A 25,271-nucleotide genomic window follows, 5' to 3' on the forward strand; every position below is an offset into this window, starting at 1 on the left:
CAGGTCAAGTCGTACCGCTCGTTCCGGTTCTTCCCTCACAGTCGGCGCATAGGTTCGGCAAAGAGCCGACCCACCTCCGGACGCGATCCTCGATGCAACGGCCGCGGCAGACAGCCCGGCGAGCGAGGCGGAGGAGAACCGTATGACGATCACAGAGGCGCCGCGCCGGCAGGCCGAGCCGACCGGGTCGCCACCGCAGCCCGCGCGGTGGGGAGCTCTCTTGTCGGGCCCTTCCGACCAACCGCGATGGGCGCGGCCCGGGCTACTGGTGCTGCTCGGCGCGACCGCGTTGCTGTACCTGTGGGGTCTGAGCGCGTCCGGATGGGCCAACGACTTCTATGCCGCCGCGGTGCAGGCCGGCACGCAGAGCTGGAAGGCGCTGCTGTTCGGATCGCTCGACTCCGGTAACGCCATCACCGTCGACAAACCGCCCGCCGCGCTGTGGGTGATGGGCTTGTCCGGTCGGCTGCTCGGATTCGGTTCCTTCTCGCTGCTGCTGCCGCAGGCGCTGATGGGTGTGGCGTCGGTCGGGCTGGTGTACGGGGCGGTGCGGCGCTGGAGCGGTCCGGCGGCCGGTCTGATCGCGGGTGCGGCGCTGGCGCTGACTCCCGTCGCGGCGCTGATGTTCCGGTTCGACAACCCGGACGCTCTGCTGGTCCTGCTGCTGGTCGCGGCGGCCTATTGCACCGTCCGCGCCACCGAGAAGGGCAGTGGCCGCTGGCTGGCGGCGGCCGGGGTGGCGGTCGGTTTCGGCTTCCTCACCAAGATGATGCAGGCCTTCCTGGTGTTGCCCGCGCTGGGCCTGGTGTTCCTCGTCGCCGCGCCGATCGCGTTGCGCGCCCGGATTCTCAAACTCCTGGGAGCTGTTGTCGCCCTGATTATCTCGGGCGGTTGGTTCGTCGCACTGGTGAGCCTGTGGCCCGCCGATTCGCGCCCCTACATCGGCGGCTCCACCGACAACAGCCTGCTCGAACTCGCCCTGGGTTACAACGGTCTCGGCCGTGTGATGGGCGGCGAGGGCAACGGCGGTGGCCCCGGTGGCGGCGGCAACACCGGATTCGGTGGCAGCACCGGCATCACCCGCCTGTTCGGCGACTCGATGGGCACCGAGATCTCATGGCTGCTCCCGGCGGCGCTGATCGGGCTGGTGGCCGGCCTGTGGTTCACCCGGCGCACCCCCCGCACCGGACGCATCCGCGCGGGCCTGCTTCTCTGGGGCGGCTGGCTGCTGGTCACCGGCATGGTCTTCAGTTTCATGCAGGGCACCATTCACCCCTACTACACCGTGGCCTTGGCGCCGGCGATCGCCGCGCTGGTCGGCATCGCGGCGGTGGAACTGTGGCGCGGACGTGAGTTTCGTTCGGCGCGTGCGGCATTGGGTCTGATGCTGGCGGCGACCGGCGTCTGGAACTTCGTCCTGCTGGATCGCACACCCGGCTGGTATCCGGCGCTGCGCTGGATCGTGCTGGTCGGCTCGATCGTGGTCGCGGCGATCCTCATCGCCGGCGCGCACGCCCTCGGCAAGATGACCCTGGTGGTCGCCGCGGCCGGACTGCTGTTCGGATTCGCCGGTAGCACCGCCTACGCCCTGGAGACCGCGGCGACCCCGCACAGCGGGTCGATTCCGACCTCCGGGCCCAACAGCGGCCACGGCATGGGCGGGTTGGGTGGCATGCCTCCCGGCGGAAACTCCGGGCGTGCGCCCGGCAGTGCCGACTCCACGGGCTCATCGACCGGCACGCGCAACAGCGGTCCCGGTGGAGGCGCCTCCGACAACACCGCCCTGAGGGAACTGCTGAAGAGTGCGACCAACCGCTGGGCGGCGGCCACGGTCGGCTCGCAATCGGCGGGCAGTCTCGAATTGTCCACCGGCACATCGATCATGGCGATCGGCGGTTTCACCGGCAGCGACAACTCGCCCACCCTGGCCCAATTCCAGGACTACGTGAACAACGGTGACATCCACTACTTCTTCGCGGGCGGCGGCCCGGGCGGCCGCGGCGGCCCGGGCGGCGGTTCCGGCAGCGCGAGCGAGATCACCAGCTGGGTCGAATCCCATTACACCGCGATAACTGTGGGCGGGACGACCGTCTACGACCTGACCCAACCCACCAGCTGACGACGGAATCGGGCCCCGCGATCGATCGCGGGGCCCGATTCGCGTTCGGCGACTTTACTTCGAAACACCCGCCCGCTCAACCGAATTCGAGTGCCGTCCAGGGGATGGCGATCGGAAAGGGATGGTCGAGGCGAACCGTGCTGTTCAGCGCCGCGGCGGGTGGTTGTCCGGGGCGCAGGGGGCGTGTGCGGCGGTTCGCTCACGGCCGATCGCTGCCTCAGTTGCTGTCGTTGTCGTGGGTGTGCTGTTCGTACGGCTGATTCATGGTGTGCTGGAACTTGATTGCCGAGGCGATGCCGACGGGGACGCCGAGGAGGGCGGCGCCGAGAATGGCGCCCATACCGCCGAGGACGCCCGCTCCGGCCAGGCAGCCGGCGATGAGGGTGAGTCCCGCGGCGTCGAGGACGGGAGCGCCGAATACCGCGCCCGCTACGGCGCCGACTCCGCAGCCGACCGCGAGGCCGATGAGGCCGCCGGTCATCGTTCCGACGCTGGTGGCCAGGCCGAATTCGTTGATGGCCGCCTGGATCGCGGCATCGAAACGTTCGGTCTGCGGATCGCCGTCGATGTTGTCCAGGTGCAGTTCCGGCGTGGCGGCGCGGGCCGCTGCGCGCACCTCCGGCGCGGCGTGCGTGGCGGCCAGAGCCTTCGGCTCGACCGCGAATTCGGGGACTCCAGCGACCGTGGCGCCGGAGGCGTCGCGCACCTGGAATTGCCCTCCCGCGGTGACGAGGGTGGCGGTGGCGGTCTCGATCACCACGGACTGATCCGTGGTGGAACCGGTGTACTGCACGCCAGGCAAGATCTCGGTGCTCAGGACGTGATCTGCCGGCGTGGGGGCGGCCGATGCGATAGCCGATCCGGCGCCCAACGCGCTCACCACCGTCATCGCCGTGACGGTCATGCGGGTGATCTTGTTCATCTGATCTCTGTTCCGTTCTGTGTTCTGCGCAGCGCTCGATGGAGCGGGCTCAGACATTAACGGAAATGATTTCCATTTTCCATTCGGCAGGGGGAGCCGAGTGGCGTGAAGTGGGCGCGGCAGCGCCGAATGTCCTGGTCAGGTCGTGCGGCGGCTCCGCTGGGAAGTGCCGCCGGGAGCGTGGCGCAGAGCGGGCAGAAGGTAGGTGTTCAGGTGGTGCGACACCGCGGTGGGGTCGTCGGGGTCGATGGTGTCGCCGGGGACGGTGCCGAGGCTGATCAGGATCCGGGCCACCCACTCGGCGACTTCGTCCAGGTCGTGTCCGGGATGTACTTCGCCGCGCTCGGCGGCGCGATCGATGTAGGGGCGCCAGAACGCGGCCAGGGCGGGGACGAGGGCGGTGACGCCGGCGCCCGCGCAGGCCGCGAACTCCTCGGGTTCGGAGGAGCGCAGGCGCATGAGCAGCGCGCCCGGGTCGTCGTAGGCGCCGCGGCCGATGCGCACGCCGATGGTGAGTTGTTCGGCGAAGGTGTCGATGCGGTCGAGTTCGGCGCGCGCGTCGCTCCACCAGGTGTCGGTGAGCCGCACGATCGCGGCGCCGATCAGCGCGGGTTTGTCCGGGAAGTGCCGGTACAGCCAGGCGCGCGAGACGCCCGCCTCCTCGGCCACCTCCATCATCGTGGTGGCTCGAATTCCCTTGGCGGCCAGTAATTTCTGTGTCGCCTCCAAGAGCCGGTCGACCACCGTCGTGGTTGTCGTCTCGCTCATCCGCCGCCCCTTTCGCCGCACACCCGCACCGGTCCGCTGCCGACCGGTTTCGGGAAAACCCTAGCAATGTGTGGACAGATCTGAGAATGTGTCTACTAGTAGACACTATCAAGAATCTGTCTACACGCCCATGGCGTGAAAGGAGTGGTGATGTATCAACCGCGTACCGCGGTCATCGGCGCCGGGATCAGCGGTCTGACCGCCGGCAAGATGCTCGGCGACTACGGGGTGCCGTATGTGTGCTTCGAATCCTCGGACCGAGTCGGCGGCAACTGGGCCTTCGGCAATCCGAACGGGCACAGCAGCGCATATCGCTCCCTGCACATCGACACCTCCAAACATCAGCTGTCGTTCCGCGACTTCCCGATGCCCGAGGAATTCCCGGACTTCCCGCACCACACCCAGATCAAGCAGTATCTCGACGATTACTGTGCCGCCTTCGATCTCTACCGTTCCATCGAATTCGGCAACGGTGTGGAACACGCGCGGCGCCTGCCGGGTGGCGGCTGGGAGTTGCATACCCAGCGAAACGAGGTGCGCCACTTCGATTTCCTGGTCGTCGCCAACGGTCATCACTGGGATCCGCGCTATCCGGAATTCCCGGGTGAATTCACCGGCCGCACCATGCACGCCCATCACTACATCGATCCGCGCACCCCGATGGACTTCTCCGATCAGCGCATCCTGGTGGTCGGACTGGGTAACAGTGCCGCCGATATCGCGGTGGAACTGTCGTCGAAAGCGCTGGGCAACAAGCTGACGTTGTCCACCCGCTCCGGCGCCTGGATCGTGCCGAAATACATCGCCGGTAAGCCGGCCGACAAGTACTACCGCACCAGCCCGTACATCCCGTTCTCCTGGCAGCGCAAGGTCGCGCAATGGGGACAGCCGCTGACGGCGGGGCGGCCGGAGAACTACGGCCTGCCCAAGCCGAATCACAAATTCTTCGAGGCGCATCCGACCCAGTCGGTGGAACTGCCGCTGCGGCTGGGTTCGGGCGATGTGATCCCGAAACCGAATATCGACCGATTCGACGGCGCCACCGTGCATTTCGCGGACGGCACCGCCGACGATTTCGACATCATCATCTACGCCACCGGCTACAACATCACCTTCCCGTTCTTCGACCCGGAGTTCATCAGCGCTCCGGACAACAAGATCGACCTGTACAAGCGGATGTTCCTGCCCGGGATCGAGGATCTGGCCTTCGCTGGATTCGCTCAGTCCACCCCGACTTTGTTTCCGTTCGTCGAATGTCAGGCGCGACTGATCGGAGCGTATGCGGTGGGCCGCTACCGGTTGCCGTCCGCGCCGGAGATGCGGCGGGTGATCGTCGCCGAACAGCAGCACTACACCGGCCATATGGTGCCCAGCGCCCGGCACACCCAGCAGGTGGACTACTTCCTCTACGAGCACGATATGCGGGCCCGCGAGATTCCGGCCGGCGCCGAACGAGCGCGGGTGGCGGGGCCACCACCGTGGGCGCGGGTGGCGGAGGCGGATCGACCGGTGGGAGTGGCGCAGTGACGACGTATCGGCAGGTCGACTTCACCTCCGGCGGAACCACCTGTGACGCATGGTTTTTCGAGGGCGCGGCGGACGGCCCGTTCGACGGTCCCGAGGGCCGGCCGGTCGTGGTGATGGCACACGGATTCGGTGGGACGAAGGATTCCGGATTGGAACCGTTCGCGCAGCGCCTCGCCGCGGCCGGACTCGCCGTATTCGCCTTCGACTACTGTGGTTTCGGCGCCTCCGCCGGTGAACCTCGGCAGCGGGTCTCGATGGCCGCGCAGGCCGAGGACTACCGTGCCGCCCTGTCCGCGGCCGCGCGACAGCCCGGTGTGGATCCGAATCGCCTGGTGGCATGGGGCATCTCACTGGCCGGTGGCCATGCCCTCACTGTCTCCGCGGATCGCTCCGACATCTGCGCGGTCGTGGCTCTGGTCCCGCTGGTGAACGGATTGGCCGCGGGCCGAGTCGCTTTCGCGCAGGTCGGCGCGGCGGCGATCGCGAAATCCACGGTGTCGAGCGTGCGCAGCGCCCTGGCCGGGCGGTTCGGCGGCAATCGGGTGATGATGCCGCTGGTCGGCAGGCCCGGCGAGCATGCCGCTCTGACCGCGGACGGCTATTACGAGAGCTATACCGCACTGGCCGGTCCGACCTGGCGCAACGAGGTCGACGCGGCGATCGGGCTGGAACTGGGCAACTACCGCGCCGATCGGCGAGCCGCGCGCATCACCGCGCCGGTGCTGATGCAGATCGCCGACTTCGACCGGGCCGCGCCGGCCCACGCGGCGGCCAAGGCCGCCTTCGCGGCACGTGCCGAGGTGCGCCATTATCCGTGCGACCACTTCGACATCTTCGCCGGCAACGAGTGGTTCGAGCCCGCCGTCGACCATCAGGTGCACTTCCTGACCCGCCATCTCGCCGCGCAGCGCGCGACCACCCGGGAGGCGCAGTGATGAGCACACCCGGCGCCGCGGCGAACGTACCCGAAGCCGCGGCGGGCACACGCGGCGCGATGGTGATCGGCGGTGGCTCGGGCATCGGCCGCGCCACCGGACATGCGTTGGCGCGCGACGGTTTTCGTGTCGTGGTCGCGGATGTGAATCTCGAGGCGGCACGGACGGTGGCGGCGGAGATCGGCGGTGTGGCGAGCGCGGTGGCGCTCGACGTCACCGACGAGGCCTCGGTGGCGGCCGGCTTCGACGCGGCCGGCGACCTCCACGCGGTGGTGAACTGCGCGGGGCTGTCACTGCCCGGCCCGATCACCGAACTCGAACTGGCGCACTGGAAGACGACCGTCGACGTCTGCCTCACCGGATCGTTCCTGGCGATCAAGTACGCGGGCCGCCACCTGGCCGACGGCGGATCCATCACCTGCATCGCCTCCCTCAACGGCCGCCAGCCCGGCACCGGAATGGCCGGTTACTGCTCGGCCAAGGCGGGTGTGCTGATGCTGGTGGAGGTCGCGGCGCTGGAGTTGGCCGAGCGCGGCATCCGGGTGAACGCGATCAGTCCGGGCCTGGTCGACACCCCGCTCGTCGCCGGTATCGCGTATGTGCCGGGGTTGACCGAGGAGTACCTCGAGAACACCCCGCTCGGGCGCAGCGGCCGGCCCGAGGAGATCGCCGAGATGGCGGCCTTCCTGGCCTCCGATCGGGCGAGCTGGATGACCGGTGCGGCCATCGATCTCAACGGCGGCGCACATCTGAAGCGCTATCCCGACGTCCTCGCCCGAGTGCGCGCGCTGGCCGAGGGTTAACGTCCCGCGTGCGGGTAGGTGTGCTGGTGCAGGCGGTGCAGTAACGCCTGCATCAGCCCCGACTCGAGGGCCGACGCCAGCGTGCCCTCGGTGAAGCGGTCCGCGCGGACCAGCAGGGTGAGATACTGCAAGCACTGCTGGGCCGTGCAGGTCGCCAGCGCCGCACGGTCGCGGCGCTGGATCGCCTGTTGCCCTTCTTCCCAAGCGCCCCAATTGAAGTGGGCCAGCAGCAGATGCCGATCGACCAGGAAGCGCACCACCTCGTCCAGTACCGGCGCCTTCCGTGACCGGGCTGCGGCGGCGGTGCCGGAGGCGGCTTTGTCGACCCGGCACACCAGATCGGTGAGCACTCCGCGATCGTGTGCGGTGAGCCGCGCCAGTGCGGCCTCGGCCGATTCGACCGTCATGGGATTGGCCTGCGTCACGATCCGACACCTCCGTCATGTGAAAACTAGGGATTTCATACCATGAGGTGTGTACTTCTTCGCGGCGCAGTCTCCGGTGCCGGCTAGCGGCGGGGCCTCGAATCGCGGTCGGCAACCCGGAATACCGGCAGTGTCGCCGGATCACCGATGAACTCGAAAGACGTACCGCGCGTGTCGACTTCGCCGTCGGTGGCCAGCGAAATCGGCGGGCCGTCCACGCGAACCCGCAACTTGTCCGCACGCCGATGGACGTAGGTGGGCGAATCGCCGAGGGTTCCGGTGAGCGAGGCCCAGATCAGCCGCGACCGCGAGAACCGCCGATCGGCCCGCAGATACCGGATATCGAGGCCCGCGCCGTGCAGATCGGTTCGGGCCGTGGGTACTTGGTCGCCGGGGCGGTAGGTTCCGTTGCCCACGAACAACATCCACACCGAGGCCGGCTCGCCGTCGATGGTGGCGCGCAGCGGCTGGGCGCGCACGAGCACGCAGACCATCGCCACCGCGGCGGCCGGCCATTTGCCGATGCGATGTTCCCAGCGTTCGCGCAGCCGGACGAAATCCGGATAACCGCCGAGGCTCGCGGTATTCACCAGCGTGCGTTCGCTGCCGTCGTCCAGGCGCACCCGCGCGGTGTCGGCGAGCGCCAGCTGGCCGGAGGAGAGCGCGATCACGGTGGCGGCGATATCCTCGACCCCCACATCGCGCGCGAAATGGTTCAGGGTGCCGCCCGGGAAGACGGCCAGCGGGAGCCCGTGCCGCACAGCCGCTTCCGCGACCGCCGAGACCGTGCCGTCCCCGCCCAGAACGCCGAGCGCGCGAATCGAGCCGGATCGCACCCGGGTGTCGATCTCGGCGTCCAGGTCGATGTCGTCGCCGAGTTCGAGCAGGACCACCTCCGGCAGCTTCCGGATCAGATCGGCCAGGAGTCCGCCGCCGTCGCCGCTACCGGCATTCGGATTCGCGACCAACAGCAGGCCCTCGCCGCCGATCAGGGGTTCGATCCGCTGTGCCGGGCCGACCGTCGCGGGTTCGTCGCGACGCACCGCCCACCACCGCCTGGTGCCCACCGCGACGGCGGCGCCGAGTGCCGCGCCGGCGAACACGTCGGTGGGCCAGTGCACGCCCACATGGACCCGCGAATACGCGACCGCCGCCGCCACCGGTGCCGCCGCGACCGCCAGCGCCGGCGATTCCAGCGCCACTCCGGTGACGAAGGCCGCCGCCGAGGCGGCGTGGCCGGAGGGGAACGACGAGGAGATCGGCGGCGAGATCAGGCGCCGCATCTGCGGCACCGCCTCGGCAGGGGGCCGGCGCCGCGGGAACAGTGGTTTGCCGACGCCGTTGGCCAGCCCGCTCGCGATGCCGACGGCGACGAGCCCGCGCGCCCCGGCACGGCGCTGGGCCGTGGTCCCGAAGGCGATGGCACCCACGCCCGCCGCGATCCACAGCCGATTGGCATTGGCGGCGTGGCTCAGCGAGCGCAGCACGGTATCGGCGGCACTGGGCCGCATCCGCGCGCTGCGGTCGACCAGTCGCCGATCCAGCGTGTTGATTCCGCGAACTCGCCGCGGGACGAGAGGCCTGCGCATTCCCAGAGCCTACCGGCCCGGTGCGCCGGACACAGCGAACAACCGGACTTATCGGGCGGGCTCGTTGGGCGCGGGCAGTTCGGCGTGCCGGGCGAAGGCCTGGTCGATGAGTTCGGAGGCGGCGCGGGTGACGATCAGGCGGGCGATGGCCACCTCGGTTTCCAGCCGCGCGCGGTCCTTGCTGTCGCGCTGGGAGCGCTCGTAGGCCTGCCCGGCCAGGCAGTAGAACAATTCGGTGGCATAGCGGTCGGCGATCTGGTTGCAGTCCGCGCGCAGCCGCTCGACGAGCTGGAAGGCGGTGGTGTCGGGCACCCCGCTGTCGATGAGGCGCGCGGCGAGGTCGCCGCAGCGCGGATTGGCGACCCGATAGGCATCCAAGGGGTCGGAACTGCCGGCCAGTGCCTGTTTGACGTAGTCGGGCAGATCCGCGAGCGGATCGTCGTTGTTCGGCTTCTCCTGTGCGGCAACGGGTTCGCGCTCGCCCGGAGCGTCGCTGACCCCGAGGACGTCGGCGAGCCCGTCGCCACGATCCCATGCCTCGAGCAGTTCGCGGATCCCGTTGAGCTTCATACCCCGGCTGAGCAGCCGGCTGATCGTGTGCAGCCGCTCCAGGTGATCGGATCCGTAGTAGCCGATGCGGCCCCGGACTTCCGGTGACGGCAACAGCCCCCGTTCGTGGTACACGCGGACACTGCGCACGGTGGTGTCTGCTGCCCGCGCCAGCTCGTCGATCGTGTACTCCGAGTGCACAGCCATACCTCTTAGGAAATCACAACTTACCCCGTAGAAAAACGGACCGTACAAAAACGTCCCGTTAAGTGACGATACATCCGTGCAACGACTTGGTCAATGTGCCGTTAAATAGCGGCGGAAGTGGTTGCTGCCGACCAAATCGTGGGTTAACGTGCCGAGTACAGCAGTTCGCTGCTGGTTGCCGGGGACTGTTGAGCAGCCCCGATGCCCGCCCGACCATGGGCCACGTCTGCGAACCACACGGTGATTGCACACGTGGGTCCTCGGCATCCCCGGAGACGGAAATGAGCACAATTCACTCGCGTCGGCTTCCCCTCGGATCCCCTGTGCCGACCGCACTTTCACCTCTACCCGCGCCGTCGGCGACGGTGCGCTCGGCGCACCGGCCACCCTGCGCGGACGGCCCCGACGACTGGGATCTCGACGTGGGCAACCCCGAATCCTGGCGTGCCGCGGTGCGGATCTGTTCCGGCTGCCCGCTGCTGACCGAATGTTCGCAGCTCGCACAGACTCTCATCACGCGCGGTGACGGCCCCCGCGCGATGATCTGGGCCGGAGTCGCCTACGACAGCGCGGGCAAGATCGTGGAGAACCTGGATCGCCACCGCACCGCCCCGATCGACCACAAACGCCCGCTGCGCATCATCCGTACCGGCGCGCGGCCGGTCTGTGCCGAACCCGCGCCGCCCACACCGCGGCGGCGTATCGTGCTCGGGCATCGGCTGCGGCCGACCGGGATCGGTGCGTGACGAACGCGCCGATGGATGGAAACGATTGTGGCGGTGGGTGACTGAATGACGGTTCTGGCTCTGCAGATCGGTGCGGACGGCTTCGCGGCGTGCCGGGTGGCCGACGATGTCGAGGAAGACGACGTCCGTCGCGTTCCGATACCGGTCACCGGCACCTGGGAAGTGTGCCGCGACCTGCTCGTCGAGGCGGCCGAGGGCCAGGACGTCACCGCGGTCGGAATCGCGTCGCCGGGCCCGATCGACATGTCCGCCGGTGTGGTGGCGCCCGTCGAGATACCCGAGTGGCGAACCGGTTTCGCGTTGACGCAAGCGGTGGGCAAACTGTTCCCGGCGGCGAATGTGCAGATCGGTCTCGACGGGGTCTGTATGTCGCTGGCCGAGCGCAACTTCGGCGCGACCAGTGACGTCATGGACGCGCTGTCGGTGCTGGTCTCCGACCGGATCACCGCGGGTGTATCGGTCGGCGGGTTCTCCGTCGTCGGGCGCACCGGCAACGCGGGACATTTCGGCCACGTGCTCGTTCCGGGCTTCGACGACCCCTGTGAATGCGGTGGTCGTGGCTGTGTCGAGGCCGTGGCCGGTGGCCGGTCGCTGCTTCGCTGGGCGCGGGCCCAGGGCTTCGGCGGCACGACGGTGGCCGAACTGAACGCCGCGGCGGCGGACGGGGATTCCGTGGCCACCGAGGGGTTGCAGCGGGCGGGTACCGCACTGGGCCGGGCCGTCGCCTCGGTGGCGCCCCTGCTCGACTTCGACCTGGTGGTGCTGGGCGGCACGGTGTCCAAAGCCGGTCCGGCCCTGTGGAAACCGTTGAACGCGGCGGTGGCGACGCACGCCCGCATCGGCTTTCTCACCGGGCTGCGGGTGATCCCGTCGGAGATCGACGACATCGGCGTGCTGGCCGGCGCCGGGGTGCTCGGCATCATGGCCGGCGGCTGAACCGGACCGTCCTCGTACCGAAGAGCCGATACCGGAGCTCGTTTCGTCCTATGGTGGGATGAAGTGCTCCGGTCGGTTTGTTATGCCTTCGGTCGGCTCACCTGCTACCTGCGGAAATGCCGAACCCTGTTGATTGAACCGCTATCTAACGGTACATTAAACAGGTAACGAGCTGACTCGTCGGAGTCAGATCCCCCGGAGGAACGGCTGGTACGGGCGAGCGCGATGCGAAGCGACGCAGTAATCCCATGGATAACCATTGAGACGTTGATGCCGGACGTGATGACGGTGGCATCGGTGGGGGAGACGCCGCGTGAGTTCGCGAGCTGGCAGCGGGTCGTGCAGCGGGTGCTGACGAAGATGCCGGCCGTATACGACAGCCTCACCACCGCGCGGCTGGCCGATGCGCTGTATTCGGCGCGGGACCGGGCCGAGGAGGTGGATCTGCGGATCCCGACCCGGGCCGGACAACACGAACTGAAGCTGCGGCCGGTCTTCGGCCCGGCCGGCGATGTGCACGGCCTGCGGCTGTGGATCGGACCGGCCGCGGCCACGGTCGCCGAGCCGCGTCCCGCGGTCGGCGCGATCTGGGATCTGGACTCCCAGACCGTGCAGCAGCCCAGCGGAATCACCCGGTTACCCGGCGTGGACGTGCAGGAATACGTGCCCCGGATGTCGATCGCCGAGGTGTTCCACCGCATGACGGCCTTCGATCGCCACTCGGAAGTGCTCGATCTGCTCTACGAGCCCAAGGCCGGCGCCAAGATGCAATTCGACGTGGCGGTGCCGCACAACTCCGGCAGGCCCGGCCGCTGGCGGGTGACCATCCGCGCGCGCGACGACGACCGCACCCGCGGCGCGTGGTGGCTGATCGAGGATGTGTCCTCCGATGATCAGCCCGCGACGTGGTCGACGCTCGAGCGCGTCGGGCTGCGCGAGGCGCATCGACGAGCCGGAACCCATCTGGCGGTCATCGAACTCGAGCACACCAGCATCTCGCACTGGCTCACCGATCCGGCGCCGTGGATGCGCTGGGACTACCTGTTCCGCCCGGTGGATGTCTTCCATCCCGACGACCGCGGCCGGCTGATCGAACTCAGCGGCCGGCTGGCGGCCGGGGACACGGCCGGAGTGACCGTGCGAGCCCTCAATTACGGCGGCGGCTACACGCCGACCTCGATGCTGCTGTATCCGTATCCGGGATATTCGACGCGGCAGCTGGCCATCGCGCAACTGGTTCGGGTCGCCGACGACGTCCCGATGATGGAACCGCATCGCGAGGCGTTCGCGGCGCGGCACCATCGGGTGCCGATCGGTTACGACGATCAACTCCAGCACCGGCTCGCCTTTCGCATGAATCGCAGTCCGGTGTATTGACGCCCGCGCCGGTATCGCCGGCGGAGTTCCCATCCGGGGGAATAGGTGAAACGGGTAACGTGGTGCAGCTCTCTACCATTTCGAGAGTGCGGACATCGGCTGGCAGACGGGCGGATTCGGGCGAGGAGTTACTTCGCCGGATGGCCGCTCGCCGCCGCCGCGACAACGCCGTATTCGCCGTCCTCGCCGTGCTGGCGGTCCTCGGTGGCGGGCACGCGGTACTGAGCTGGTTCGCCACACCGCCGCCGGGGCCTTCCGACGCCACGACCACCACGATCGTCGGAAATGCGCAATTGGCGGAATCGTTCGCGCAGGAATTCGTGGTGACCTATCTGTCGGCGACGAACGGGCAGCAGGAGAAGCTCGCCGAATTCGTCGACGCACAGCAGATGACACTCCCGTCGACACCGCGGCAGGTCTCCGATCCCATCGTCGTCTTCGCCTCGCGCAGCATCGGCAACAGCAGTTTGGACGTCTGGGCGGTGACGGTATCGGTCCGCGTCGCGAAAACCGGTGCGGCGGGCGGACTTCGCGAGTATTACCGCGTTCCGGTCTCGGTCGCCGCCGACGGCCGCCGCCGCGCGCTGGCACTCCCGTCGGCGGTCGGCGCGCCCGGCCGCGGCAACGATCTGGTGCTGAACTACGAGATCTCCTGCGGCACCGAGACGCCGCTGGCGCAGGTGGCATCCGGATTCCTGGCCGCCTACCTCACCGGCTCCGGCGACGTGGCCCGCTATGTCGCGCCCAACTCCGGGATCGCGGCCCTGCAACCGGCCCCGTACACGGCCGTCGAGACGACCACGGTGTCGTCGGAGGACGCGAGCTGTGGTGCGAGCGCGAACTCGGCGAAAGTGCTGGCCACGATCAATCCGAAGGCCGGCGCCGGCGCCGCCCCGACACTGGCCTATCCGCTCACGATGATCCGCAACTCGGGACAGTGGCAGGTGCAATCCATGGATGCCCTTCCGGCCCTGCGCAACCCGATGGCGGTCGTCTCCGGCGCACAGACGCAGGACTCCGCCAAGGCGTCCGCTTCCGGCACTCCGACCACCGCACCGTCGACCGCGGTCTCGGTCCCACCGGCGACACAGAACTGATCCGGAAAGGACGGCGTCATGGGAAGTCAACTCGGCTACATCCTCTTCAACATCCTGCAATTCGTGCGCTGGGCAGGCATCATCATCATCGCGATCGCGGGTATGACGCTGCTCATCTCCGAGGGGGTGAAATCGAAACTGTCCCCCGGAAAGGTGCTCGGCGTCGCGGCGTCGGCCATCGTGGCGGCGATCCTGTTCTGGATCCTGCCGACCGTGGTGAACTACGCCCGGGTGGACTCCAACCGCATCGTGCCGGACCAGCCCGTCGGCGGGGTGTATGGCCACTGAGCTGATCAAGGTCTACACGCCGATCAAACGTGTCCCGATCATGATCGGCAAGGCCCAGAACGGGCAGAAGCTTCCGTTCGGGCCGTACACCCTGCCGCAGATCATCTCCGGTGTGGTGGTGATCCTGGTGGCCTCCGTCCTGGCGATGGCGTTGCCGATCAACCCGGCGGTGACCTTCTTGATCGGGGTGGCCCTGACCGTCGCCGTGGTGTTCGGCATCGGCCTGATTCCGTACACCGGTGTGCGGCTGACGTCCCGCGTGATGTGGGTGGGACGGTTGATCCTGATTCGAAAGCCGGTGTCCGCCTCCGGAATTCCGGTGACCCCCGACTCCGCGCGGCACACGATGTACGTCGAGGAGAGCATCGTGGTGATCCTGCCCGATCGACGGGCCGACGCCGTGGAGCCACAACCACGGCGGACCCGTGCGCTGCCCGGGAATGTGCTCGACAGATGGAGTAGGACGTTGGCGAAGGTGAGCGACAACGACAGTGTGCCGGCCGGGGAGCGTGGCTGATGGCATTCGTTCGCGATCTACAACCGACCGCGGCGGTGCGCGGGAATCTCCAGTTCACGCACGCCGGACTGGTGACCGCCACCTATTTCATCAATCCCCTCGGCTACGGACTGCGCCGATCGGGTGATAAACACAACGTGAAGTCCGCGCACCACGCGCTGGTGAACAGCCTGCCCGCCGGTTCGCTGCTGCTGGGCATTCAGGCCCGGCTCAATACGCTCGACGTCCTGAGCAAAATGGTCGAGGGCGTGGACCTCGACGAATGCGAGGACTACGCCCTCGAGGTGGTCGCCTCCTACGAACGGGTGCAGGCGATTCTTCCGCAGACGCGGATATTCCTGCTGAGCATTCCGGTGGGCAATGCCGGCGCCGGGATCTCCGGGCTTTCCCGGATGTGGCGCAGTGGTTCCACGGCGGTCGACGTCTCGTCGATTTCGCGAGAGGCGCTCGACCAGTACGACGAGAAGGCCAACGAGATTTTGTCCCGCATCGGCGGTGACTTCGATCCGGTTCCGGTGCCGGCCGCGATATTCCAGTGGTTGTGGGAGCATTACCTTTCGCGTGGTGCAGCGGGTGATCCGGTCGCGCCCACGCGGGCGGGAGTGATCGACGACGCCACCGCCGCGGTGTTTCGCTCCGCCGCCCTCGACGAGGGGGCCCAGGCCGACAGCAGCCGCCGCGTGCGCCCGTCGTTCGTACCGGTGATCAAGGTGGTGCAGCCCGACTACGAATTCCGCCCGTCCTATCAGGCCATGCTCACACCGCACGCATTCCCCTACGGCGGCATGCCTTTTCCCGGTGGCAGCGAATTCCTCGGTGTGCTCGAAGGAATGGACGACGTCACGGTCGACTGGGCGATGCGGGTATCGACCAAGCCGGCCGAATCCGTGCTCAAGAGCAACGAACTGAATCTGCGCCGCCTCGGCGAACAGATGGATCAGCGTGACCAGGAGATCTCGTTCGCGCAGAACACGCTGATGTCCAAGGCGGCGATGCTCGCCGAGTACAACAATCACTTCGAGGTCAACAGCGGTGAGTCGGAGGTGTCGTTCACGACGGTGATCGCGGTCGGCAGCTCCTCACACGAGACCACGATGGACGCCGTCAACACGCTCAAGCGGCGCTACAAGCGTTTCCAGGTCGAGATGACCGCGCCGCTGGGAGCGCAGGTCGATCTGTGGTCGATGATGATTCCCGGCAGCCCGCACCGCCGGGCCTACGACGACTTCGCGCACATCCTGCCCTCGGATATGTGGGCGGGTTTCGTACCGTTCACCACCAGTCAGATCGGTGACGACAGCGGGCCCGTCATCGGGGTGAACCTGCTCTCGGGCAATTACGAGCCGATTCATTTCGGGATCATGGAGGCGGCGCTGCACGATCTGTCCGCCTCGTTCGCCGTCACCGGCGAATTGGGTTCGGGCAAGTCGTATTTCCTGAAACTGATGGCCGTGCTCGTCCATGATATGGGCGGGCAGTTCCTCGCCATCGACCGCAGTCAGGTGGGGGAGTGGGAATACTTCGCCGCCTCCATCGACAACGCCGTCGTCATCGATCTGAGTAATCCGACCGTCTCCCTCGACCCGTTGCGATTGTTCGCGCCCCGGGTCGCGGGCGAGCGGACACTGGATTCGATTCTGCCGCTACTCGATCTGTCGCCGACCAGCGGCGCCGGCGCGGCGATGAGTAGTCTGCTCACGCCTCGCGGCATCGCCGAACACGGCATTCGCAGCATGCTGGACCTGCACGATGTGGTCTGCCGGTTGCGCGACAGCGGCGCCGGCGACGAATTCGCGGATCTGGCGGCGCGCCTGGGCACCATTCTCGATCGGGTTCCGGTGCTTTTCGACCCGACGCTGCCGGTGCTGCGGCTCGATGCCGCCGCCACCGTGGTGCGCAGCCACAATCTGGCGCTGCCCACCGCCGAGGAATTGACCACCCCACACCTCTACAACCGGCTGCCGCTGACCAAGCGGCTGGGCACCGCACTCTACGAACTCGTGGGAGTCGCCGCGCGCGAGGCGTTTCTGTCCGACAACGGCCGGTTCGGACTCCTCGTCGGGGACGAGGCCCATCACTTCACCCAGACCCACGTCGGATCGGCGGTGACATCCGATTTCAGCCGCGACGGCCGAAAGCACCTGGCCGCCATCGGTTTGGCTTCCCACGATCCGGCCACCGACTTCCAGGGCGCGGCACACAATCTGATCCCGAACCGCTTCGTCTTCCGGCAGCGCGACGAAACGCTGGCACGCAACAGTTTGCAGTGGTTGGGTGTCGACCTGGACGAGACTCCGTTCCTGCTGCAGGTGCTGCGGGAGGAGACGTCACCGCCCAGCGGGCCGGGACGCACCGTGCCGGACGAACGCCGCGGCGAAATGTTCATGCGCGATGCGCTCAACCGCATCGGACGCGGAAAGGTCTTCGGCCCGGCCCGGCCGGATCGCGCGGAGGCGATCGGCAGTACGCCGCAGACCGCGGGAGCCGGTGCGCGCCGGTCGGCGGTGGCCCGGCAGGTTTCGGTGTGAGCGGAAGTCCGGATGAGTACCTCTAGCACCGTCCTCGAGCGCCGTCGCGGTCCGCGACTGTTCGACAGACGCGGTCCGCGACTGTTCGACGCATCCCGGCAGCTCGAGTTCTGGGACGCCGAGCAGTGGCAACCGCGCGTGGTCGCCCGCCGTTGCTGGCGCCGGCTGACCTCGACCCGGCGGCGCCGGTGGATCACCTGGTCGGCGATCGTCGGGGTGGTCTTCCTGGTCGTCCCGATGGTGGTCGGCGCGGTCGCCACCGCGGCCGTCGAGACCGAGACCGAGGGTCCGGGCGGCAACAGCGCGCTGGGCTGGACGAAAGTTCGTGACTCCTACGGTGTTTCGCTCGCCGACTACGTCTACGCGACCAATCACGGCGGCATCCTGCATCCTGGGAACACCGGGCTGGCGATCGTGCTCGGCCTGCTGTTCGCCTTCTTCATGGTGCTGGTGACGCTGCCGACCTGGATGGTCGGCTGGGTGCTCGACTTCGGCTGGCTGAATGTGTTCAGCGCACCGTTGAACGGGGTGGCGCATGCCCTGTCCGGGCAGCTGGCGACGCCGATCATGCTGGCGACCTTCGCGTCCTTCGGTGCCTTCTTCGCCGCCTACTTCTTCCAGCGCGGTTTTCACGCCAAGGCCGTGGTCCAGGTGCTCACGATGCTCGTGGTCGCGGTGATCGGACCGGTCTATCTGTCCGATCCGCTCGGTGAGGTGCTGTCCTCACACGGGCTGCTGGCCGAGGGACGCAATGTCGGACTGTCGGTGTCGGCGGGATTGAACGGCAACAGCAATCCCGATCCGTCCGCCATGGTGCCGACCCTGCAGGAGGATATGGCCGACAATTTCGCGCGCCGCCCGTTGCAGGTGTGGAATTTCGGCCACGTCGTCGACGATCGGCCCGGATGCGCGGCGGCCTGGTCGGCCGGTGTGCGGTCGGGCAGCGAAGGCAAGATCAAGGACGGGATGAAGTCGTGCGGGGACCAGGCGGCCGCTCGCGCCGCCGACAACCCGAGCTTCGGGCAGATCGGCGCCGGTCTGCTGCTGCTGATCACCGCGACGATCCTGCTCATCTTCGCCGCCTATCTGTCGCTCAAGATCATCTGGTCGGCCCTGGACTCGGTGTACTGGGGCATCATGACGATCTTCGGATTCGCCGGTGGCGGACTGGTTTACGGCCCGACCCAGACGTTCACCGTGCGCGCTGTCGTGCACGGCATGATGTCCGCGGTGCGCATGTGCGTCCAGATCATCGCGCTCGGGGTCTATCTCCTGTTCTTCGGAGATCTGTTCCGGCAGGCCAAGGGCCAGGAGATGTCGGTGTTCGTCATCGGTGCCATCGTCATGATCGTGGGCCTGCTCCAGTTCAAGCGGCTGACCGCCAGCCTGGACAGCGGAAACGAATGGGTGGCGAACAGATTCGCGCTGGCCATCCAGAGCCCGGGGCGCGGCGGTGGTGGCGGTGGTGGCGGCGGGGGCCATGCGCTGGGGATGGGCGAGATGGGCGCGCACCACAAGTTGGGCAGCGGGACGATGATGGCGGTCATGGCCGGAGCGAGCACCATCTCGAATTCGCCTCTGACCGAATGGCTGCTCGGCGCCCTTCCGGGCGGCTTTCACCCGCAGTCGAAGTTGAAGAAGTTGACGGCCGAAGCGCAGGGCGGGGTATGGGTAGGGGAACCACGGATGGGCGGCAATAGGGGCTGGTATGTGCAATCCATGGCGAAGTGGGAGGCGTTGAGCCGGGAGGCGCGCAAAGGCGCCCGCGCATACGGGGGTTCCCGGGGAATCGAATCCGTTCGCGGGATGGCCGGCGCGATTCAGGGTGTGCTGGATGCGGACGGTGGTATCGCCGACGCGCACGGTGCGATGCTCGGTGCGGGGCTGAAGAACGACAGACTGGGCCACATCGTCGGGCGGTCCCGGAAGATAATCGCGGAGAACGCCAGCAGTGAGAGTGTGGCGGACAAGGACCTCAGCCTGCTGGTCGCCGCGCTGCGCCGGTCCCAGAACTCGGCGCGTCTGCTCGTCAACGGGAAGGGCGATGCGGTGGAAACCGCCGCCGATTTCGCGAATTTGGAGCAGGCATCGCGTTCGTTCCGGCGGATCAAGCGTGGCGGTGTCGCCTTGGACGGCGGGGCGGCGTCAGGCGTCGAGCGGGATTTCGTCAAGGATTACATGCTGAACCCCACGAAAGAAAAGATGGTGGCTCTGCAGGCTGTCATCGACGGTGACGACCTCTCTGCGGGGGCTCTCGCCAGCAACAAAGGCGCGCAGGACCTGCTCAGAATCGGAATCAACGGAACCAGCAGGCTGTCTCGCGAACGTGCGGCTCGAATGAGCCAGTGGATCGGCAACGAGCACGCCAAGGACATCCAGAAAGCAACCGAACATCTGATGGAGGATGTGACCGATGCCAACCGGATCAGAGACCTGAGGACGCTGGTCTTCGACGCGGTGAATACCGACCACTGGGCCAGCGGTGCTCAGGGAACTCCTTGGAACTCGGTGGCTCCGAGGGGCCAGAACAACGCCAACCCCAACTGGCAGAGCCGAATGGCCGACGTCGCGAGATATCTGCAGCCGTAGGACGAGGTCGGAAGGTACGCAATGCTGGGTCGGTTCATACTCCTTTCGTTGATCCCGGCGTGGGTGTGGATCGGGCTGCTCGCGGTGGCGGCACTGTTCGGCTTGGCCACCGTGCTGGTGGTCGCCACCGACAGTTCCGGCTCGGCGGCCTCGGCGGATTTCCGGTACCAGTGCGACAGTGCGCTGGGGCCGGACGAGCAGAGCACCACCGATACGAGCGCGAACACCGGAACGACCGAGACGATCCAGCCGTCGGATATTCCGACCGCCAATCCCTTCGCCGAAATCACCGTCGCTCCCGACGATTCGGAGGTGTCGGGGTGGGAGCGCGATTGTGTGACGGCGATGCAGTCCGCGCCGTACCAATTGCCGGCGCTGCGGGTGACCAATGGCGGTGCGGCCGTCGACTGCGCTCGTCAGATCGCGCTCGCGGAGGTGGGACAGTCGATGGCGGCGGCCACGCTGGTGAAGAACGTGATCTATCAGGCCTCGGCGGTGTGGACCACCGGCCGCTGCGGGGTGCTGGGCGCGGCGCCCGGTGATTCCGTCGCGAGCGCGGGGCGCGCGGGAGCGGAGCCCGCGCCGGCGGCGACGGGCTGCGGACGGTCCGCGCAGAACCCCGGAACCGCTGTCTCGTCGGTGGTCGTTTTGCCGGATACCATTGCCGCCCAAGGTCTTTGCGGGCAGCGGGTGGAAGCGGACCGGATCTCGGCCGGGGATCTCGTCTTCTGGGAGTATCGGTCGCACGCGCCGACCAGGGTGGGCATCGCGGTCGGTCCGGCCGCGATGGTGACCGCCGACCCGATCACCGGTGGCGTGCTGGAGACCGGCATGCCCAGCGGAGACGGAGTACGAGTGAAACGGGTTTTGGGGAGCGGATCATGACCAGTGCGGAAGTGTGGCATACCGGCCTCGACCCGGTCCCGGAACCGGACCCGAATGCCGAGCCCGAACAGGATGGTGAGAATCCGCCGAGTCCGGGCACACCGTGGACGAAGCCGGGGCAGCGCAAGCCGGGCGGACCGGGTACGCCGGCACCGGCGGCTCCCGGTTCCGGTGGGGCGCAAGCCGATCCGAGCAAGCAGGCGGCGCCGGGAGAGGGAACGCCCGCCGCTCCACCGGCTGCCGCGCCACCGGCCGCCGCAGCACCTGCCGCCCCGGCCCCGCCTGCCCCGGCCCCGGCGACGTCCGGATCGATCCCCTCGGGCGTGGGGGCCTCGACCGTGGGTACCGGTGGCCCGGTACAAGCGGCCACACCGGGTACCGGTGCGGGTGCCGTTCCACCGCAACCGGCGGCCGGACGGGGCGCGGACGGGCACGACGGCGGCGGACTCGATCCGGACACCATGATGTCGATCCTGCCGGCCGCGATGATGGGCATGAGCATGCTGCCCATGCTCGCCTCGGCGCTGTCCGGCCTCGGTAAGGGCGGCGGCGGAAACGGTTCCGGTACACAGCAATCCGGCTCGGGCGGCACGCTGACGCCCGAGGCGCAGCAGGCCCTCGACGCACTGCAGAAACTCAAGAAGACCTACGGCGACGAAGGTAAGGACCCCACCGGTCCCAACTCCGGCGGCAGCGGAAAACAGCTCGACACCGGTACCGGGTCGGGCAGCAGCGCCGGCAGCGGGAAGACCGCCGCGCAGATCAAGGCACACCAGCTGTTCCAGCGCAATGCGGCCACGGCCTTCAACACCCTCGACAACGACCTGGTCAACTACATGCGCCGCCTGGCCGGCAAGCACAAGCTCGACAAGAAGGCCGTCACTCAGCTGCTGCGCGATGTCGACACCGAACTCGCCGAACTGGGCTCGGCGGCCTACACCAAGGCCGGGCAGCTGAAGGTGCACGACATCCTCACCAAGGCCCTCGAGAAGGCTACCCGCATCGTCAGCGGCGGCAGCGCGAACTCGAAGGAGGCCGCGGCCGAAATCAACCGTCTCACCAAGCAGTACATGTACAACCTGGCGGGCCGGAAATACACCCAGCCGGCCGGTACGACCGCGTCGTCGGCCGCGCAGAAGGCCGTCCAGGTGGCGCTGCAGCAGCAGGGCGATCCCTACGTCTGGGGCGCGGAAGGGCCCAATTCGTTCGACTGTTCCGGGTTGACCCAATACGCGGCCCGGGCCGCGGGTGTGCAGATTCCGCGGGTCGCCTCGGCGCAGTACCGCCAGCTGCCGGAGGTCGCCCCGAACGCCATCCAGCCCGGCGACCTGATCTTCCCGCAGTCGGAGTTCAACAACGGCAATCCCGGTCACGTCATGATGTACATCGGCAACGGTAAGTGCGTCGAGGCCCCGCACACCGGAGCCGTGGTGCGCGTGGTCAATCTGCCCAGCAGTTATCACGCCACTCGCTGGGCGAAGTGAACGGCCCGGCATTCAGTAGCCGACGTAGCCGGTCCCTCGGTGCATGCCCACGATGCCCGGCACTCGATCGACCGATCCGTAGCGATGGATCGCGTACCGGACACCGGCGATGATGTTGTCGACCGGATTCCAGATATCCCGGTGCCCCGGAAGGGCATACGCGTCGAAGGTCGGGTCGATGGTCTGCATCAGGCCCTTCGACGGTGTTCCGGCCGCCGCGTTGCTGTCCCAGTTGTTGATCGCGTGCGGATTTCCCGCGGATTCGTGCTGAATGATGGTGGCGATATCGGCCGGATCGATCCGGCTGGTGTCGTAACCGTTCTGACGCAGAATCTGCATCGCCTGGTCGATCCATTGACCGACCGCCCCTGCCGGACGCGTCCCCGGAGGCCCTCCGCTCGCGCCGGCCGCTCGATACACCCGGGCCGGGCGCCCGCCGCCGGAGTCCCGGATATAGCGCGCGGCCAGCGCGTTGATCTGCTCCGCGCTGACCGCCGACTGCGCCTGCCCGCCGCGCAGGACCGAACCGGCGCGCTGCAGGGCGGCATCCAGCGCGGCGACCACCTGGCTCTGCGCGGCGGCGCCGGTGCCGACCTTGCCGAGCGCGGTCAGCGCGGCATCGGTCTCGGCGATGATCGCGGCCATCGCCGCCCGCCCCGCCATGGTGTCCTCGACCGTGCCTCCGAGAATGCGGCGCAGTTCGGTATTCACCTCGCCCAGCGCACCGGACTCGGCGAAATTCGACTGGCGCACAGCAGAATACTGCGCTCCGGCGCCGCTGTCCCAGGCGATCGGACCGGTCGGCGCGCCCGTGTCGGCGAGGGTCGGCGGCGCGGCGGATCGGCCCGTCTCCGCGGTCGGGACGCCCTCACCGAAATGGCCGGCGATCGAATTCAACGTGCTCATCGCGGCCATCGCCAGTGGGCCGGCCGCCCCGGCCAGCATCGCGATATCCGAACCGCCGGCCAGTGACGCGGCCGCCGCGGTGCCCGCGGACGGAACGGCGGCGGGCAGCGCCGGTGCGCTCGGTGGGGCCGCGGTGGCGGCTCCGATGCCCGGAAGTGTCGAGGGCAGACCGCCGCGGGGCCTCGCGGGTGCCGGTGCCGGAGATCGGCTCGCGCGCGAACGGGGTTCGGATGTGGCGATTCCGGTCTGAGTTCCGCCGCCCTCCGGCGGTTCGGCCGTATCTCGGGTCCCGGCCATCAGTAGCCCCGATAGGCTTGCCCGTTGCGAACGGCCACCACACCCGGCACATTGCTGACCGAGCCGTACCGAGAGATCGCGTACCGGACTCCCGCGACGATATTGTCGACCGGATTGTAGATGTTGCGATGGCCGGGCAGCGCATACGAATTGAACGTCGGTCCGATGGTCTGCATCAAGCCGATCGACGGAGTTCCGTTGGCGGCGTTGCTGTCCCAGTTGTTGGTGGCCGACGGATTACCACCCGATTCGTGCTGGATGATGATCGCGATCGCCTGCGGATCTATGCGGCTCGTATCGACCCCGGCGGCGGCCAGGACGCCCAGCGCCTGCTGGATCCACTGCCCGACGGTGCCGCCGACCTTGGTCCCCGATCCGCCCGAACGTGAAAGCTGTTGTCCGGCCAAGTTGTACATGTACTGCTTGGTGAGGCGATTGATTTCGGATGCCGCCTCCTTCGAGTTCGCGCTGCCACCGCCGACGATGCGAGTGGCCTGCTCGAGCGCCTTCGTGAGAATCCGGTGGACCTGAAGTTGTCCGGTCTTGGTGTAGGCCGCCGATCCGAGCTGGGCGAGCGCGGTATCCACATCGCGCAGCAGCTGGGCGACGGCCTTCTTGTCGATGGTGTGCTTTCCCGCATGGCGGCGCATGTAGTCGACGAGATCGTTGTCGAGGGTGTTGAAAGCCGTGGCCGCATTGCGCTGGAACAGCTGGTGCGCCTTGATCTGCGCGGCCGTTTTCCCGGTGCCGGCGCTGCTGCCCGACCCGGTCCGGGTGTCGAGCTGTCTTCCGCTGCCGGCGGCATCGGGACTCGTCGGTGCCTTGCCCTCCTCACCGTAGGTGTCCTTGAGTTTCCGCAGCGCGTCGAGGGCCTGCTGGGCCTCGGGTGTCAGCCCGCCGCTTCCGTTGCTGCCGGTTCCACCGCCGTTGGCGGAGCCGGATTGCTGTGTGCCCGAACCGTTCTTACCGAGGCCGGCGAGGGCGGAGGCGAGCATGGGCAGCATGGTCATGGCGGGCAGCATCGCCGAGGTGAGGGCACTGGGATCGGACATCCCGCCGTCGTCGGCGTCGCCGTCCTCGGCCGCCGGCGCCGTGGAGCGCGGGGTCACCAGGGCCGAACCGGCAGCGCGCGCGGGCGCCGGAGCCGCGGAGTCCGTCGCCGTCGCCGTCGCCGTCGCCGGGGTCGGGGTCGGGGTGGTCGCCGATTCCGCCGATGCGGTCCGGCCCGCCGCCCAGGGGGACGTCGATGCGGGGGACGCCGAAACGGACGATGCGGTCGGTGCCGTGCGCGGGCCGGAAGTCGCCTCGGGCCGAATCGAATCCGGGACAGGCGTTGCGGCCGCGGTGTCGGATGCCGCCGGGCTGCCGGATATCGGTAGACCGGAACGTCCCGGGCTCTGCCGCGCCGGCTTGGACCACGGCGTCGGTCTGGCGGACTGCCCCTCGCCGGTCTCCGAGCCGGATTCGACCGGCTCCGGGTTGTCCTCCGGTACGGTGGCCTGCCATATCTCCGCGCTCGTCATCGCGGCTCACCTCGACGCACGTGGCATCGGAAACCGGTGCGCAACAGCGGCTGTCGTCGGCAGGTCACTACGGAGAGTCGTCACAACGCGCACTCCTCCCGAACGCCCGGATCGTCCTGAATCATCCTGACTGGTGCGGCCGCGATGGTCACTTCCCAGCCCTGGGAATCATCGACAATGAACTCGTCGTGAGTGTCGCAACAACCCAACGTCGCGGCTGTTCGGTTCGAGTCCGGGTGCTCGTCGCAGATAGG

Annotated in this window: 22 protein-coding genes; 15 read left to right on the top strand and 7 right to left on the bottom strand. The window is 68.0% G+C overall.

The genetic code is table 11. The annotated features are described in order from the left end of the window. Nucleotides 1-142 precede the first annotated feature (142 nt). Nucleotides 143-2,119 (top strand): ArnT family glycosyltransferase, encoded by a 1,977-nt coding sequence (locus tag NMI01S_RS28225; RefSeq protein ID WP_063001757.1) that lies wholly within the window; start codon nt 143-145, stop codon nt 2,117-2,119. 217 nt (nt 2,120-2,336) lie between these two features. On the opposite strand, the gene NMI01S_RS28230 is transcribed toward NMI01S_RS28225, so the two are convergent. After that, nucleotides 2,337-3,041, bottom strand: coding sequence for a DUF8020 domain-containing protein (locus NMI01S_RS28230; RefSeq protein WP_063001758.1), 705 nt, complete (start codon nt 3,039-3,041; stop codon nt 2,337-2,339). Between the two features lie 138 nt (nt 3,042-3,179). Continuing rightward, the gene (locus tag NMI01S_RS28235) at nt 3,180-3,809 is read right to left on the bottom strand and encodes a TetR/AcrR family transcriptional regulator (RefSeq protein WP_063001759.1); all 630 of its coding nucleotides are present in this window, start codon (nt 3,807-3,809) and stop codon (nt 3,180-3,182) included. Nucleotides 3,810-3,959: 150 nt separating this feature from the next. Between NMI01S_RS28235 and NMI01S_RS28240 the strand changes: the two genes are divergently transcribed. From NMI01S_RS28240 to NMI01S_RS28250, 3 genes are read left to right on the top strand one after another with little or no spacing between them, the layout of a single operon-like run. Next, the gene (locus NMI01S_RS28240; RefSeq protein WP_063001826.1) at nt 3,960-5,336 is read left to right on the top strand and encodes a flavin-containing monooxygenase; all 1,377 of its coding nucleotides are present in this window, start codon (nt 3,960-3,962) and stop codon (nt 5,334-5,336) included. Then, entirely contained in the window at nt 5,333-6,271 is a 939-nt protein-coding gene (locus NMI01S_RS28245; RefSeq protein ID WP_063001760.1) for an alpha/beta hydrolase, read from the top strand. Before NMI01S_RS28240 ends, NMI01S_RS28245 begins: the two co-directional genes overlap by 4 nt. Nucleotides 6,272-6,330: 59 nt before the next feature. Beyond that, nucleotides 6,331-7,074 (top strand): SDR family NAD(P)-dependent oxidoreductase, encoded by a 744-nt coding sequence (locus NMI01S_RS28250; RefSeq protein WP_063001827.1) that lies wholly within the window; start codon nt 6,331-6,333, stop codon nt 7,072-7,074. Here the strand turns inward: NMI01S_RS28250 and NMI01S_RS28255 are convergent. The 3 genes from NMI01S_RS28255 to NMI01S_RS28265 form a co-directional block, all read right to left on the bottom strand. Next, nucleotides 7,071-7,499: a DUF6508 domain-containing protein gene (locus NMI01S_RS28255; RefSeq protein WP_157126412.1), complete on the bottom strand. Its 429-nt coding sequence runs from the start codon at nt 7,497-7,499 to the stop codon at nt 7,071-7,073. The two genes, NMI01S_RS28250 and NMI01S_RS28255, sit on opposite strands and share 4 nt — an antisense overlap. An 83-nt stretch (nt 7,500-7,582) precedes the next feature. After that, the gene (locus NMI01S_RS28260) at nt 7,583-9,088 is read right to left on the bottom strand and encodes a bifunctional phosphatase PAP2/diacylglycerol kinase family protein (RefSeq protein WP_063001762.1); all 1,506 of its coding nucleotides are present in this window, start codon (nt 9,086-9,088) and stop codon (nt 7,583-7,585) included. A 48-nt stretch (nt 9,089-9,136) separates the two neighbouring features. After that, nucleotides 9,137-9,844, bottom strand: coding sequence for a MerR family transcriptional regulator (locus NMI01S_RS28265; protein WP_063001763.1), 708 nt, complete (start codon nt 9,842-9,844; stop codon nt 9,137-9,139). Nucleotides 9,845-10,167: 323 nt separating this feature from the next. Between NMI01S_RS28265 and NMI01S_RS28270 the strand changes: the two genes are divergently transcribed. From NMI01S_RS28270 to NMI01S_RS28315, 10 genes are all read left to right on the top strand, one after another. Beyond that, nucleotides 10,168-10,590: a hypothetical protein gene (locus NMI01S_RS28270; RefSeq protein WP_146161363.1), complete on the top strand. Its 423-nt coding sequence runs from the start codon at nt 10,168-10,170 to the stop codon at nt 10,588-10,590. Nucleotides 10,591-10,635: 45 nt separating this feature from the next. Beyond that, nucleotides 10,636-11,526 carry an ROK family protein gene (locus NMI01S_RS28275; RefSeq protein ID WP_063001765.1) on the top strand — a complete coding sequence of 297 codons (891 nt, stop codon included), beginning with the start codon at nt 10,636-10,638 and terminating at the stop codon, nt 11,524-11,526. Nucleotides 11,527-11,751: 225 nt separating this feature from the next. Then, a complete protein-coding gene (locus NMI01S_RS28280; RefSeq protein WP_281186783.1) occupies nt 11,752-12,903 on the top strand; it encodes a GAF domain-containing protein in 1,152 nt (383 codons plus the stop codon). An 86-nt stretch (nt 12,904-12,989) separates the two neighbouring features. Further along, a complete protein-coding gene (locus tag NMI01S_RS28285; RefSeq protein ID WP_245717064.1) occupies nt 12,990-14,000 on the top strand; it encodes a conjugal transfer protein in 1,011 nt (336 codons plus the stop codon). Nucleotides 14,001-14,018: 18 nt separating this feature from the next. Further along, a complete protein-coding gene (locus NMI01S_RS28290; RefSeq protein ID WP_036509625.1) occupies nt 14,019-14,288 on the top strand; it encodes a hypothetical protein in 270 nt (89 codons plus the stop codon). Then, a complete protein-coding gene (locus NMI01S_RS28295) occupies nt 14,278-14,805 on the top strand; it encodes a hypothetical protein (RefSeq protein WP_063920896.1) in 528 nt (175 codons plus the stop codon). Before NMI01S_RS28290 ends, NMI01S_RS28295 begins: the two co-directional genes overlap by 11 nt. Continuing rightward, entirely contained in the window at nt 14,805-17,333 is a 2,529-nt protein-coding gene (locus NMI01S_RS28300; protein WP_063001767.1) for an ATP-binding protein, read from the top strand. The genes NMI01S_RS28295 and NMI01S_RS28300 overlap by 1 nt, the downstream gene beginning before the upstream one ends. Before the next feature lie 12 nt (nt 17,334-17,345). Next, entirely contained in the window at nt 17,346-19,922 is a 2,577-nt protein-coding gene (locus NMI01S_RS28305) for a hypothetical protein (protein WP_063001768.1), read from the top strand. A gap of 21 nt (nt 19,923-19,943) precedes the next feature. Then, nucleotides 19,944-20,807 carry an NlpC/P60 family protein gene (locus NMI01S_RS28310; RefSeq protein ID WP_063001769.1) on the top strand — a complete coding sequence of 288 codons (864 nt, stop codon included), beginning with the start codon at nt 19,944-19,946 and terminating at the stop codon, nt 20,805-20,807. Continuing rightward, entirely contained in the window at nt 20,804-22,291 is a 1,488-nt protein-coding gene (locus NMI01S_RS28315; RefSeq protein ID WP_157126413.1) for a C40 family peptidase, read from the top strand. Before NMI01S_RS28310 ends, NMI01S_RS28315 begins: the two co-directional genes overlap by 4 nt. Before the next feature lie 12 nt (nt 22,292-22,303). Here NMI01S_RS28315 and NMI01S_RS28320 read toward each other — a convergent pair whose 3' ends face one another. Both NMI01S_RS28320 and NMI01S_RS28325 read right to left on the bottom strand, forming a co-directional pair. Next, nucleotides 22,304-23,494: a lytic transglycosylase domain-containing protein gene (locus NMI01S_RS28320; protein WP_245717065.1), complete on the bottom strand. Its 1,191-nt coding sequence runs from the start codon at nt 23,492-23,494 to the stop codon at nt 22,304-22,306. Then, nucleotides 23,494-24,504, bottom strand: a complete 1,011-nt coding sequence (locus tag NMI01S_RS28325) for a DUF4226 domain-containing protein (protein ID WP_167669958.1) — start codon at nt 24,502-24,504, stop codon at nt 23,494-23,496. The genes NMI01S_RS28320 and NMI01S_RS28325 overlap by 1 nt, the downstream gene beginning before the upstream one ends. On the opposite strand from NMI01S_RS28325, the gene NMI01S_RS35110 reads away from it, so the two are divergent. Further along, complete coding sequence (locus NMI01S_RS35110; protein WP_157126415.1) at nt 24,488-25,147, top strand: hypothetical protein; 660 nt, start codon at nt 24,488-24,490, stop codon at nt 25,145-25,147. The genes NMI01S_RS28325 and NMI01S_RS35110 overlap by 17 nt on opposite strands. Nucleotides 25,148-25,271: the final 124 nt, after the last annotated feature.

It is taken from the genome of Nocardia mikamii NBRC 108933 (assembly GCF_001613505.1).
GTDB classification, from domain to species: Bacteria; Actinomycetota; Actinomycetes; order Mycobacteriales; family Mycobacteriaceae; genus Nocardia; species Nocardia mikamii.

Excerpts from the sequence above, each read along its gene's own strand:
- NMI01S_RS35110 (WP_157126415.1), top strand. The coding sequence starts at position 24,488 with ATGGGCAGCATGGTCATGGCGGGCAGCATCGCCGAGGTGAGGGCACTG.
- NMI01S_RS28310 (WP_063001769.1), top strand. The coding sequence starts at position 19,944 with ATGCTGGGTCGGTTCATACTCCTTTCGTTGATCCCGGCGTGGGTGTGG.
- NMI01S_RS28265 (WP_063001763.1), bottom strand. The coding sequence starts at position 9,844 with ATGGCTGTGCACTCGGAGTACACGATCGACGAGCTGGCGCGGGCAGCA.
- NMI01S_RS28240 (WP_063001826.1), top strand. The coding sequence starts at position 3,960 with ATGTATCAACCGCGTACCGCGGTCATCGGCGCCGGGATCAGCGGTCTG.
- NMI01S_RS28250 (WP_063001827.1), top strand. The coding sequence starts at position 6,331 with ATGGTGATCGGCGGTGGCTCGGGCATCGGCCGCGCCACCGGACATGCG.
- NMI01S_RS28295 (WP_063920896.1), top strand. The coding sequence starts at position 14,278 with ATGGCCACTGAGCTGATCAAGGTCTACACGCCGATCAAACGTGTCCCG.
- NMI01S_RS28280 (WP_281186783.1), top strand. The coding sequence starts at position 11,752 with ATGCGAAGCGACGCAGTAATCCCATGGATAACCATTGAGACGTTGATG.
- NMI01S_RS28275 (WP_063001765.1), top strand. The coding sequence starts at position 10,636 with ATGACGGTTCTGGCTCTGCAGATCGGTGCGGACGGCTTCGCGGCGTGC.
- NMI01S_RS28225 (WP_063001757.1), top strand. The coding sequence starts at position 143 with ATGACGATCACAGAGGCGCCGCGCCGGCAGGCCGAGCCGACCGGGTCG.
- NMI01S_RS28235 (WP_063001759.1), bottom strand. The coding sequence starts at position 3,809 with ATGAGCGAGACGACAACCACGACGGTGGTCGACCGGCTCTTGGAGGCG.
- NMI01S_RS28320 (WP_245717065.1), bottom strand. The coding sequence starts at position 23,494 with ATGGCCGGGACCCGAGATACGGCCGAACCGCCGGAGGGCGGCGGAACT.
- NMI01S_RS28230 (WP_063001758.1), bottom strand. The coding sequence starts at position 3,041 with ATGAACAAGATCACCCGCATGACCGTCACGGCGATGACGGTGGTGAGC.
- NMI01S_RS28300 (WP_063001767.1), top strand. The coding sequence starts at position 14,805 with ATGGCATTCGTTCGCGATCTACAACCGACCGCGGCGGTGCGCGGGAAT.
- NMI01S_RS28305 (WP_063001768.1), top strand. The coding sequence starts at position 17,346 with ATGAGTACCTCTAGCACCGTCCTCGAGCGCCGTCGCGGTCCGCGACTG.
- NMI01S_RS28325 (WP_167669958.1), bottom strand. The coding sequence starts at position 24,504 with ATGACCATGCTGCCCATGCTCGCCTCCGCCCTCGCCGGCCTCGGTAAG.
- NMI01S_RS28315 (WP_157126413.1), top strand. The coding sequence starts at position 20,804 with ATGACCAGTGCGGAAGTGTGGCATACCGGCCTCGACCCGGTCCCGGAA.
- NMI01S_RS28290 (WP_036509625.1), top strand. The coding sequence starts at position 14,019 with ATGGGAAGTCAACTCGGCTACATCCTCTTCAACATCCTGCAATTCGTG.
- NMI01S_RS28260 (WP_063001762.1), bottom strand. The coding sequence starts at position 9,088 with ATGCGCAGGCCTCTCGTCCCGCGGCGAGTTCGCGGAATCAACACGCTG.